The organism is Halomonas sp. DP5N14-9, from assembly GCF_019802175.1.
Classification (GTDB): domain Bacteria; phylum Pseudomonadota; class Gammaproteobacteria; order Pseudomonadales; family Halomonadaceae; genus Halomonas; species Halomonas litopenaei.
In genome coordinates this window covers 516,158-528,263 of record NZ_JAHVHR010000035.1, presented here as the reverse complement: position 1 = coordinate 528,263, position 12,106 = coordinate 516,158, and the positions used below count along the sequence as shown (strand labels likewise).

Annotated in this window: 9 protein-coding genes; 1 reads left to right on the top strand and 8 read right to left on the bottom strand. The window is 66.0% G+C overall.

Going from position 1 to position 12,106, the window contains the following annotated elements:
- Positions 1-72: 72 nt before the first annotated feature.
- The 3 genes from KUW00_RS21980 to dctP form a co-directional block, all read right to left on the bottom strand.
- Positions 73-462 carry a DUF4168 domain-containing protein gene (locus tag KUW00_RS21980; protein WP_108132478.1) on the bottom strand — a complete coding sequence of 130 codons (390 nt, stop codon included), beginning with the start codon at positions 460-462 and terminating at the stop codon, positions 73-75.
- A gap of 292 nt (positions 463-754) precedes the next feature.
- Positions 755-2,950 (bottom strand): TRAP transporter large permease subunit, encoded by a 2,196-nt coding sequence (locus KUW00_RS21975; protein ID WP_108132477.1) that lies wholly within the window; start codon positions 2,948-2,950, stop codon positions 755-757.
- Between the two features lie 93 nt (positions 2,951-3,043).
- Positions 3,044-4,213 (bottom strand): TRAP transporter substrate-binding protein DctP, encoded by a 1,170-nt coding sequence (gene dctP, locus KUW00_RS21970; RefSeq protein WP_083970293.1) that lies wholly within the window; start codon positions 4,211-4,213, stop codon positions 3,044-3,046.
- 674 nt (positions 4,214-4,887) lie between these two features.
- Between dctP and KUW00_RS21965 the strand changes: the two genes are divergently transcribed.
- Positions 4,888-5,760 (top strand): DMT family transporter, encoded by an 873-nt coding sequence (locus KUW00_RS21965; RefSeq protein WP_108448279.1) that lies wholly within the window; start codon positions 4,888-4,890, stop codon positions 5,758-5,760.
- Positions 5,761-5,776: 16 nt separating this feature from the next.
- Here the strand turns inward: KUW00_RS21965 and KUW00_RS21960 are convergent, their stop codons facing one another.
- The 5 genes from KUW00_RS21960 to KUW00_RS21940 all read right to left on the bottom strand — a co-directional run bounded on the left by KUW00_RS21960 (position 5,777) and on the right by KUW00_RS21940 (position 11,954).
- Positions 5,777-6,589, bottom strand: a complete 813-nt coding sequence (locus KUW00_RS21960; protein WP_108132476.1) for a DUF1206 domain-containing protein — start codon at positions 6,587-6,589, stop codon at positions 5,777-5,779.
- 61 nt (positions 6,590-6,650) lie between these two features.
- Complete coding sequence (locus KUW00_RS21955) at positions 6,651-7,610, bottom strand: cyclodeaminase (protein WP_222570130.1); 960 nt, start codon at positions 7,608-7,610, stop codon at positions 6,651-6,653.
- Positions 7,611-7,668: 58 nt separating this feature from the next.
- Positions 7,669-8,703: a hydroxyectoine utilization dehydratase EutB gene (gene eutB / locus KUW00_RS21950; RefSeq protein ID WP_222570129.1), complete on the bottom strand. Its 1,035-nt coding sequence runs from the start codon at positions 8,701-8,703 to the stop codon at positions 7,669-7,671.
- A 264-nt stretch (positions 8,704-8,967) separates the two neighbouring features.
- Positions 8,968-10,377, bottom strand: a complete 1,410-nt coding sequence (locus KUW00_RS21945; RefSeq protein ID WP_045992026.1) for an aminotransferase — start codon at positions 10,375-10,377, stop codon at positions 8,968-8,970.
- A gap of 107 nt (positions 10,378-10,484) precedes the next feature.
- Positions 10,485-11,954 carry an NAD-dependent succinate-semialdehyde dehydrogenase gene (locus KUW00_RS21940; protein WP_108448275.1) on the bottom strand — a complete coding sequence of 490 codons (1,470 nt, stop codon included), beginning with the start codon at positions 11,952-11,954 and terminating at the stop codon, positions 10,485-10,487.
- Between the last annotated feature and the right edge of the window lie 152 nt (positions 11,955-12,106).

Genomic DNA, 12,106 nt, shown 5'->3' with positions numbered 1-12,106 from the left:
CCGCCGACCTCGAGGGCGGCGGGCGTCGATCTAGGCGGCCAGTCTCTTTGACTGGCGAGTGTGGCGGTCAGCTCACGACTGCGCCATCTCCTGTACGCGCTTCATCATGTCCGGGTTCTGCTGGATAGCCTGACCGATAGCGTTGAAGGTCTCGACCTCGAGCCCGCTCTGCTGGACGGCTTCGACCATCTTCTGGTTGGCCTCGGTGCGCACATCCTGCTGGGCCTGCTGGCCTTCGGCTTCCTGCAACTGCTGGGTGTAGTCCTGGGAAATCGCGGCGATCTCCTTGGAAGCGTCGGCGAATTTCTCGAGCTGGGCATCAGAGAAATTCTGCGCCTGAGCGGCAGCCTCGACGTCAGCGTTGCCTGACGCCTGCGCGTTTGCTTCCTGGGCATGGGCGGTGGCGCTCATCAGACCAGCAGAAAGCAGGGCGGCGGTGATCAGGGCGGTGAATCGTTGCATGAAGTCCTCCAGGAGGTGGTTGAGAATTCGTCAATCGCTCGCACAGTGTGACGACGCAGTTGCATGAGGGTTCCCCACAATCGTGTTACGAAATGCAAGCCATTTTCGCCTCCGCGTCGCCGGTCGGCGACAACCGCCAGAGGCCACGGCAGGCCATGGGGATAAGCGTCATGATACGCCACGCAATTCTTCGGCGAAGCACCGAAAAAGGCGTGTTGCCTGCCACTGCTGAACATCTTGCAAAAACGCCTCCGGCCGAGTCGGCCGGAGGCGTTGTCATGACACCGCCCGACTAGCCGTAGGCCAGGTTGGGCAGCCAGGTGACCAGTGCCGGGAACATGATCACCAGCAGCAGGCCCAGCGCTTGCAGCGCAAGGAAGGGAAAGGACGAGCGGAAGATCTGGCCCATGGTGATATGCGGCGGACACACCCCCTTGATGTAGAACAGCGCATAGCCGAACGGCGGGCTGAGGAAGGACATCTGCATATTGACCAGGTAGATCACCCCGAACCACAGCGAGACGTCGGCGGGGTCCACCCCGGGCAGGCCAAATACCCCGGTGAAGTCCAGCCCCTTGATCAGCGGTACGAAGATCGGCACCGCCAGGAGCAGGATACCGACCCAGTCCAGGAACATCCCCAGCGCCACCAGCAGCACCATCATCAGCGCCAGCACCGCGTAGGGGCCAAGCCCTGCCCCGGCGATCAGCTCCTGCACGAAGGTCTGGCCGCCCTGCAGGATGTAGAAGCCGACGAAGATGCTGGCACCGAAGATGATCCACATGACCATGGCGGTCGCCACCAGGGTGGTCATGCAGGCGGCGTGCAGGTTGGGCCAGGTCAGCCGCTTGTGCATCGCCGCCACCACCAGCGCACCGAAGGTGCCGATACCCGCCGCCTCCACCGGGGTCGCCACCCCGGTGAAGATGATGCCGAGCACCAGCAACACCAGGGCGATAGGCGCCAGCATATTGCGCAGCAGGCGCAGCTTCTCGGCGGTGGAGACCCGGTCTTCCTCCGGCATCGGCGGCGCCACCTTGACGTTCAGGGTGCCCCTTAGCCAGCAGTAGAAGGCGTACATGCCGGCCAGCAACAGGCCGGGAATCAGCGAGCCCAGGTAGAGCTCGCCCACCGACTGCTGGGCGATGACGCCGTAGATGATGGCCAGGATGGACGGCGGGATGAGGATACCCAGGGTGCCCCCGGCCATGATCGATCCCAGCGCGATCTCAGGCTGGTAGTTGCGCTTGAGCATGGCCGGCAGCGCGATCAGGCCCATGGTCACCACCGCCGCGCCGATCACCCCGACCATGGCGGCCAGCAGCGTCGAAGCGATGATGGTGGCGATCGCCAGGCCCGCCTTGAGACCGCCCATCCACTTGTAGACCACATCGAACAGCTCTTCGATGATGCCGGCCTTCTCCAGTACCGAGGCCATGAAGATGAACAGTGGAATGGCCGAGAGCTGGTAGTTGGTCATCATCGGGAAGATGCGCGAAGGCATCAGGTTCAGCATGTGCTGATCGCCCACCAGGTAGAGGAACACCACCCCCAGACCGCCGGTAACGAAGGCCAGCGGTAGCCCCGCTACCAGCACCACCATCAGGGTGCCGAACATCAACAGGGTCAGCGCTCCGATACCTACCGTGGACAGCGAGTTCTCAAGGCTGAGCGCCAGGCTCTCGTAGTCGGTCAGGGCGATATTGACGATTTCGTGGATGGTGTAGGCGCCGAGGATCACCGCCAGCACCACCAGAATGCTGGCAAACACCGTCGAGCCTTCATGGTGCTCGCGGTGGTGACGATAGGCCTGGAGGTCCTTGATCAACTGCGCGATCCCCTGCAACAGCAGCAGCAAGGCACCGAAGAACAGCATGAACTTGACCGGGAAGTACTGCACTGCCCATTCGGTGAAGGACACCTCGTTGGCGTAGCTGTCACCGAACCACCAGACGTCGCTGACCGACTGCGAGAAGAAACGCCAGCCGGTGGTCAACAGCGCCAGGGTGAAGATGAAGAAGAAGATCGAGGTGACCAGGTCCAGCGCGGCCTTGTTGAGCGGCGCCGCCCGCTGGTAGAGGATATCGACGCGCACATGCCCGCCCTCGCGCAGCGCGAAGGCACCCGCCAGCAGGTACTGCATACCGAACATCAGGGTCATCGACTCGTGAGCCCAGTTGGTCGGCGAGTTGAAGGCGTAGCGCAGCACCACCTCGTAGGTGAACACGAAGGGCGCGATCAGCGACCAGTAGGCCACGTAGCGCCCGGCAAAGCCGGAAATGCGGTCGATGCCGCGGGTCACCACATTGCCAGGCGCTGCGTAGGCCTGTTCGCTCGTCGCGACGGGGGTCTCGGCAGTATCGCCACCGCTCACCTCGCCACCCCGGCGGAAGCTTCGATCCACCAGCAGCATCACGATCAGCGGCAGTCCTGCCAGCACCGCCCAGTAGAGCCAGTGCGGCAGAACGAAATCAATCTGTAGATTCATTGACGCTCCTCCGCTGGTCGCCTGGCGTTTCGCCAGGCGACCACGGAATATTCATCGACGTCGACCGGGTCGCCCCGGTCGACACGTGCAGGCCTAGGCGTTGAGCTCGAAGTCCTTGATGTCCTCTTCGGTGATCAGTGCCACCGACGGATCGAGCATGGTGTTGAGGTGGGCACGGAACAGCTTGGCCGCGTCCGGATCCTTGTTGGCCCATTCGAACCACAGCGGGATCGCGGCGTCGCGGAAGCGGTCGGCGTCGTCCTCGGACAGGTGGATGATCTCGACGCCCTTCTCGCGGTACTTGGGCCAGGCCTCGGCGTTGGCCTTCTGGATGGCGGCGTAGTGCTCGCGGGAGTAGGCCGCGACCAGGTCATGCATCAGGTCCTTGGTCTGGTCGGACATGCGCTCGTAGACCCGGCGATTGACCGCGATATCCATCAGGTCGACCGCCTGGTGCAGACAGGGAGTCGAGGGCGGGCCCATGATGATGTAGTCGGTCACCTGCCAGAAGCCCAGCTCGAAGTTGACCGCCGCACCGGTGTAGTCGGCGGCGTCGATGGTGCCCTTCTCCAGCGCCGGATAGACCTCGGAGCCCGGCAGCAGCGTGGTGCGCGCACCGATCTTGGCGAAGGTCTCGGCGACGATGCCGCCGGGCATGCGGATCTTCACCCCTTCGAAGTCATCGAAGCTTCTCAGCGGTACCTTGGAGTGGATCAGGTTGAGGTCGTGGTGGACGTAGCCCAGAAGCTCCTGACCCTGCTTGCGGTAGAGGTCCTTGGCGATGCCGAAACCGCCGTAGGCACCGAACATCATGTCCCACTGGTGGGGTACCGACAGGCCCATGGGATAGGCGGTGAGAAAGACCCCGGCGGGCATCTTGCCCGGCCAGTAGACGGTGAACCAGTTCTGGCCGTCGAGCACGCCGTTGCGCACCGCGTCGGCTACCTCGAAGGCACCGGCCACGGCTCCGGCCGGGAACGGCTCGATGGTGACCTCGCCGCTGGTGGCCTCGGCGACGCCGGCGGCCCACTCCTCGAAGATGCGGTAGCCGGTGGTGCCGGGCTGCCAGGATGACTGCATGCGGATGCGGATGCCCTGCTGAGCCTGGACGTTGCCGACCCAGGGTGCCGCCACCGCGGCGGCGGAACCAACCGCAGCAGCCTTCAGAAAGCGGCGGCGGTCCGGGGTCGCGATGCGTTCGGACAGGGAGGCCGTTGGCGAGGCCGTATCAAGGTCTTGCTGGGGCTTGTCTAGCCGGGACATGGCATAACTCCTGGTGGATCGGTGCGGTCTCGATCTGCCGCACCCGGTGTGTTTTTGTTGTCGATCCATGGCATCGTCATGAGCGCTCGAGGCACTTTCGCAGCAAGCGAGGCCCGCCTGTTGCAAACGATTTGCGCCGCTGCGCTCTTGAGCCGGGCGTTGCCCGTGCGCGTCCTTGCGAGGACCTCCTCGGGGCATGAACGGGACATCGCTTCGATGCAAGCGAGGCGTCCCCCTCCCGGGGCGTCATCGAAAAGAAAGCTAGCGAAAAGGCCCCCGGCGGCCAACGGCCCCATTCAACGCAACCTGCCTGCATTATTGGTCTGACCAGCGGCCATTTCGCCTATAAACTGCGCAAAAACAAGCACCGGCGTGGTCAGACCAATCTCACTCTCCCTCCACGACCTACGACCAAAGCACGAGAGCAACGCTTGGCAATCCCCTCCTTGAGGGAGGCTGGATAGGGCATCATGATTGGGCGATCGCCCTGCCGATGACATGAACCACAAGGAAGTCCCCGCGATGCCACCCTTAGTGATCACCGCCCAGCCCCCGCTTGCCGCATCGTGTGTCGGGTGGCCGCTTACCGCAGCTTTTGTCGGGTGCCCGCTTACCGCACCTTGTGCGAGGTGCCCGTGAGTCGCCCCGCCCTGCCGTCCTGGCTGTTGCCGGCCATGCCGCTGGTGTTCGTGGTGCTGTGGAGCACCGGCTTCATCGGTGCCAAGTTCGGCCTGCCCTACGCCGAGCCCTTCACCTTCCTGAGCATTCGCTTCGCCGCCACCCTGGCGCTGCTGGTCCCCATCGTCTGGCTGACCCGCTCGGCCTGGCCGTCGAGTCCCCGTCTGTGGGGGCATGTGGCGGTGTCCGGCTGTCTGGTTCACGGCGGCTATCTGGGCGGCGTGTTCTACGCCATCAGCCTGGGCATGCCGGCGGGACTGGCGTCCCTGCTGGTGGGGTTGCAACCCTTGCTGACCGCTGCGCTGGCGGGCCCCCTGCTGGGCGAGCGGCTGTCTGCGCTGCAGTGGATGGGACTGGCCCTGGGGCTGGCCGGGGTCAGCCTGGTGCTGGGAGGCAAGATGGACCTGTCGGCGCTGTCCTTCGAAGGGTTTGGCTGGCCGGCGCTGGCCTGCACCCTGGTGGCGCTGGTGGGGATTTCGCTGGGGACGCTGTACCAGAAGCGCTATTGCAGCGGCATGCCGCTGCTCGGCGGCACCGTGGTGCAGTACCTCGGGGCGCTGGCCTTGCTTGGCGCCGGCAGCCTGCTGCTCGAAACCCGCGAGGTGGAGTGGTCGCTGACCTTTGTGCTGACGCTGGGCTGGCTGGTGCTGGTGCTGTCCATCGCCGCCATCATGCTGCTGATGATGCTGATCAAGCGTGGCGAGGCGTCCCGCGTCGCCAGCCTGTTCTACCTGGTGCCGCCGGTTACCGCGGTGGAGGCCTGGTGGCTGTTCGATGAAGGGCTGCCGCCGGTATCCCTGATCGGCATGGCGCTGGCCATTGCCGGCGTCGCCCTGACCGTGCGGGCCAAGAAGCCCCGGGCGTCCTGAACGGCCGCTTAAGGCGCTACACTTTCACCTTGCGAAAGCGGGCATTGATGACGCAGTAAGTACCGTAGTTCATCAGTCCACCGGCCACGGCGGCGAGCAGCCAGGGGCCGAAGGGCTGGGCGGCCAGGGTATCCAGGGTGCCGCCGAGCCCTTCGGCCTTGGCGGGATCGACCTGCCAGGCGGCCACCAGCAGGAAACTGCCGATCAGCGCGAACACCAGCCCTCTGGCGGCCAGCCCCCAGCGGCTGAGGCCCGAGGCCAGATCACGCTGGCGTTGGCTCATGTCCTGCTGACGCCAGCGATTGAGATAGCTGCGCGCCAGGGCGCGCCACGACTGGCGCAGCCCCACGCCGATAAAGATCGCCCCCAGGATCGCCACCAACCAGACGCCGCCGGGGTGCGACATCAGCATGGCGGTGCGCTCCTCTGCGCCGCCGGTGGTCTCCTGGGGATCGTCGAGCAGCTCGACACCATACCAGCCGAGACTTGCGTAGATACCACCGCTGATGACCAGCGCCAGGCGGGTACCCAGGGCCTTCCAGCTACGCCCGCGGTGCTCGACATCGAACAGCCCCTGCAAGCCCCGCCAGGCGGCGTAGGCATAGAGCCCCAGCACCAGGGCCCCCAGCATCAGGGTGCCGAAGGGCTGGCGAGCCAGGTGCGCCAGCGCCTCCTTGGTGCCGACGTTGTCGCCGCCAAGGCCCGCAGCGCCGAGTGCCGCCAGCACGCCGATCAGCAGGTACACCAGCCCCTTGGCGGTATAGCCCAGGCGGGCGATGATGACGATCAGTCGGCGCCGGTGGCGCAGCAGGCACTGCAGCGAGGGCATGGGGGCTCCTGTCGGGATTAGGGTCCCCCATCCTCCCCAAAAATGCCTGATTCGGCAAAGCCTATCGTGCCGAATCCTCAGCCGACAGACGCGTCAGGGCGAACCCGGCGATGGCCGTGTCCTGGACACCGGTACCGGTCAGGTCGCATACCGTGATGGTGGCGTCCGACAGCCGCAGACGCTCGCCGCGGGCAATGACCGCACCCAGTTCGTGGACCTTGAAGGGCACCTCGCGACCGGCAAGGGCCTTGAGCTCGCCGTTGGACTCGCTCTGGGGCCGGGTATCGCAGACGAAGGCGTCCGCGCGGGTCAGCACGCTCTCGGCCAGTTCACGCTTGTCGGGACTGTCGGAGCCCATGGCGGTGACGTGGACGCCCTCCGGCAGGTCCGCCGCCTCGAGGATCGGCGTCTGCGACGGCGTCGTGGTGACGATGATGTCGGCCGCTCGGCAGGCCTCGCGCACGCTGTCGTGGACGGTGACCTCGAGACCCGCAGCGCGCATGCGGGTAGCGTATTCCTCGGCGGCCTGGGGCCTTCGCGCCCAGACGTCGATGGCGGTGATGTCGCGCACCAGCCGCAGCGCCTCGACCTGCTTGACCGCCTGCTCGCCGGCCCCCATCACCGCGACCCGGCGGCTGTTCTCCCGCGACAGGTGCTTGGCGGCGATGGCGCCGGCCAGGGCGGTGCGCACCATGGTCAGGTAGCCCTCGTCGAACAGCACCGCATCGACCAGCCCGGTGCGCGCGGAGAACACCATCATCAGCCCGTTGAGGCTTGGCAGCCCCAGCTTGGGGTTGTCGAAGAAGCCGGGGCTGACCTTGATCGCGAAGCGCTCGTTGCCACGAATATGGGCGGTCTTGACGTCGACCTCGCCGTTGGCCTCCTCGATGGCCATGGACAGGATCGGCGGTTGCACCACCTCGCCACGCCCCAGGGCGGCGAAACCGGCTTCCACCGCCGCCAGCGCGTCCTGGTCGATGGCGACCGCCTGGCTGATCTGCTCACGCTTGTAGAGTTGCATCCTTGGCTCCTGATCGGGTTGTTGCTGGGCTTGTCTGTCGGTTGGTGGCCTTGACGGTCTATCGCCGGCCTTGACTGGCGCAATCCGCCGCCAGGCGGCGCGACTGATCGAGGGTATCCAGTGACACCCCATTGCCGGAAAGCACCAGCACGACGCGCTCGCCCTTGACCTCGAGGTGGCCCTCGGCCAGTGCCGCCAGTCCCACGGCGGCGGCGCCTTCGACCAGCAGCTTCTCGCTTTCGAGCATGTCCACCATGGCCTGGGCGATGGCGCCTTCCGACACCTGACAGTGGTCGTCCATCACCGCTTCGACCAGCGCCAGGGTGCAGCGGTTGTCGAGGCCGATGCCGCCGCCCAGCGAGTCGCCCAGGCTCTCGACCTCTTCCACCGCCACCGGCTTGCCGGCCTTGAGGCTCTCGCACATGGCCGCTCCCGCCGACAGACTGACCCCGCTGATTCTGGCCTGGGGTCGAACGCCCTTCAGCGCGGCGCCGATGCCGCCGAGCAGACCACCGCCGGACAGCCCGACGATGACCCGATCGACCCGCGGCAGGTCCTCGAGGATCTCGATGCCGATGGTGCCCTGCCCCGCCGCGATCAGCGGATCATCGAAGGGGGGAATCAGCGTCATGCCCTCTTCCTGCACCAGCCTTGCCACCTCCTCGAAGGCCTCGTCCTGGCTGGCGCCGACGCGACGCACCTCGGCACCGAGCGCCTCGATGGCAGCGACCTTGTTGGCCGGCACCAGCCGCGACAGGCAGATCACCGCCGGCACCCCCAGGCTGTAGGCGGCGTAGGCCACGGCGCGGCCATGATTGCCGGTGGACGCGGTGGTGACGCCCTGGGCCAGGGCCTCGCGTCCATGGCGCTCGATCAGTGCGGCGATCATGTTGGTGGCACCGCGCAGCTTGAAGGCGCCGGTGGGCTGCAGCGTCTCGAGCTTGAGATAGACCTCGGCGTCGAAGCGTTCGGACAGGGCCCGCGACAGCACCAGTGGCGTGCGCGTTACCTGACCGGCGATGCGTCCCCGGGCCTTGAATATCTCGTCCAGGGTCACGCCGTGACTCGGGCAAGGGGGTGAATCCACCTTCATGACCTTCTCCTTGAACTCATATCGTGAAGACCGGTTGCCAATGCCGGGAGGGCAGGCCCTGTCGGCGGTTCGGCGCTCGCCTACCTGTTCCGCGCTCGCCTATCTGTTCCGCGCTCGCCTACCTGAATGAAAACCGACAGGGGCCGCCTCCTTCAAGGAAGCGGCCCCTTTTGCACCTGCCAAGGTGCGGGCGTCAGGCCAGACACCGGCCTGGGCTTGGACCAACCATCGGACCAGGCATCAGGCCAATCATCGGACCAGGCATCAGGCCGTCTGCAGTACGCCTTCCTTGACCAGCTCGTCGGTGACCTTGTTCACCGCACGCTCGGCGCGGGCAACGATCTCGTCGACCTCGTCACGGGTGGTGACCAGCGGCGGCGCGAAGCCGAGGATGTCCCCCTGGGGCATCGCCCGGGCGATCAGGTTCTGCTCCAGCGCAGCGGCGGCGATGCGTGCACCGACCTTGTGGCTGGGATCGAAGGGACGGCGAGTCTCCGGGTCCACGGCGAATTCCAGCGCCGCCAGCATGCCGACGCCGCGGGTCTCGCCGACGATCGGGTGATCGCCGAAGGCGGCCTGCATGCGGCTCTGCAGATAGGCGCCGGTATCACGGGCGTTGCCGGTCAGGTCCTCGCGCTCGATGATCGCCAGGTTGGCTAGGGCAGCGGCGCAGCCCAGGGCGTGACCGGAGTAGGTCCAGCCGTGGCCGATCGGGCCAAGCTCGCTGGTGCCCTGCTCCAGCACCTGCCACACGCGATCGCCGACGATCACTCCGGACAGCGGCTGGTAGGCGCTGGTCAGGCCCTTGGCGATGGTGATCAGGTCGGGCTTGATGCCGTAGGCATGGCTGCCGAAGTCGGCGCCGATACGGCCGAAACCACACACCACCTCGTCGGCGATCAGCAGGATGTCGTACTTGTTCAGTACCGCCTGGATCGCCTCCCAGTAGCCTTCCGGCGGCGGCACGATACCACCGGTGCCGAGCACCGGCTCACCGATGAAGGCCGCCACGGTGTCCGGGCCCTCGGCCAGGATCATCTCTTCGAGCTTGGCCGCACAGTGGGCGGAGAACTCGCGCTCGCTCATGTTTTCCTGCTCGGCGCTGCGCTGGTAGTAGTGCGGCGCTTCGGTGTGCAGGATGCCGGCCATGGGCAGGTCGAACTGGTCGTGGAAGGCCTTGAGCCCGGTCAGCGAGCCGGTGGCGAGACCGGAGCCGTGATAGCCGCGCTGACGCGAGATGACCTTCTTCTTCTGCGGACGGCCAAGCACGTTGTTGTAGTAGCGCACCAGCTTGAGCTGGGTCTCGTTGGCATCGCTGCCGCCGAGGCCGTAGTAGACCTTGGACATGCCGGGGCCGGCGAGCTTGAGGATCTGCTCGGACAGGGCGATCTGCGGCTCGTTGGAGTGACCCACGTAGGTGTGGTAGTAGGACATCTCCAGCGCCTGCTGGTAGATGGCCTCGGCCACCTCGGTACGGCCGTAGCCGATGTTGACGCAGTACAGCCCGGCAAAACCGTCGATGAACTCGCGACCGTCCTTGTCGACGATGTTGATGCCCTTGCCGCCGGTGATCACGCGACCCGGTGCGTCGCCATGGGCGAAGTCACGCAGGTGGGTGGAGGCGTGGAAGGTTACCTTGCGGTCGCGGTCGATCAGGTCCTGATGGGTGCTCATCTCGTTTCCTTTTTTCCTTGGACCGCCCTCGCCGGGAGGGCGGCGTCATCTGTTCATCGAAAGGTGGCCGGCCGCTGTCGGGCCGGCGATCACTGCGGCTCAGGGCATCAGCTGCCGGAGACGGAGCCCAGGGCGCCGAGGCAGTAGTACTTGGTTTCCAGATACTCGTCGATGCCGGTGGCGCCGCCTTCGCGGCCAAGGCCGGACTGCTTGACGCCGCCGAAAGGCACCGGCGGGCCGGTCATCTTCACCGAGTTGACCGATACCATGCCGAACTCCAGCGCCCGCAACAGCTTCCAGATGCGGCGAATATCGTGGGTGTAGACGTAGGCGGCAAGACCATACTCGGTGTCGTTGGCCAGGGCGATCACCTCGTCGTCATCGCGATAGGCGGTGACACCGGCCACCGGCGCGAAGCACTCCTGACGCCACACCTGCATGTCCTGGGTCACCCCGGTCAGCAGCACCGGCATGAAGAAGTTCTCGCCCGGCGCCTGGGACTGGTCCCCGGCCACCAGGGTGGCACCCTTCGACAGGGCGTCATCCACCGTGGCGCGGGCATTTTCCACCGCCCGGCGGTGAATCAGCGGGCCGAGATCGACTTCACTTTCCATGCCGTTGCCCACGGTCAGCGCGGCCATGCGCTCGGTGAAATGCTCGATAAAGGCGTCGTGGATCGACTCGTGGACCAGGATGCGGTTGGCCGCCAGGCAGTCCTGACCGGCGGTCTGGAACTTGGCCGCCACCGCGGCCAGGGCCGCTTCCTTGGGGTCCATGTCGGGGCCGATGATAAAGGGCGCATTGCCGCCAAGCTCCATGGACACACGCTTGACCGTGGGCGCCGACTGTTCGAGCAGCAGTCGGCCGACCCGGGTCGAGCCGGTGAAGGATACCGCCTTGACGCGATCCTCGGCGCACAAAAGCGAAGACACCTGGGCGGCGTCACCCAGCACCACATTGAAGATGCCCGCCGGAATACCGGCACGCTCGGCCAGCTCCGCCAGCGCCAGCGCCGAGAACGGGGTCTCGTTGGCCGGCTTGACGATCACCGGACAGCCGGCGGCCATGGCGGCGGCAGCCTTGCGGGTGATCATCGCCAGCGGGAAGTTCCACGGCGTGATCAGAAGCGCAATGCCCACCGGCTCCTTGATGGTGCCCAGCGCCGCATTGGGGATGTGGCTGGGGATGGTCTCGCCGTAGGTACGCTTGCCTTCCTCGGCGAACCAGCGCACGAAGCTGGCGCCGTACTCGACCTCGCCACGGGCGTCGGGCATCGGCTTGCCCTGCTCCAGCGTCATGATGGTGGCCAGATCCTCGCGATGGGCCTGCAGCAGGTCGTACCAGGCCAGCAGCCGCTCGCAACGCTCGTCGGCGCGCAGCGCCCGCCACTGGGCAAAGGCCTCGTCGGCGACGTCGACACTGGCGCGGATCTGCTCGGGCTCGAGCAGCGGGATATGGCCGATCACCTCGCCATTGGCGGGGTTGACCACCGCTTCCTCGCGGCCTTCGTCACCGTGGGTCCACTTGCCGCCGATGTAGGCGTACTGACGGAACAGGCGCGGATCGCTGAGTTTCATGACACTACCTCCCCAAGTGTGTCCCGCCGCAAGGTCAGGGGTGCGGAACACGAAAACGACGTCATGGCCAGCGCCATGTACTGCCGTCATGGTAAGGGAGAAGCCAGGGTCGGACTTTTTGAAGCGCCCGTCTGTCGATGGCGTTTTTTTTG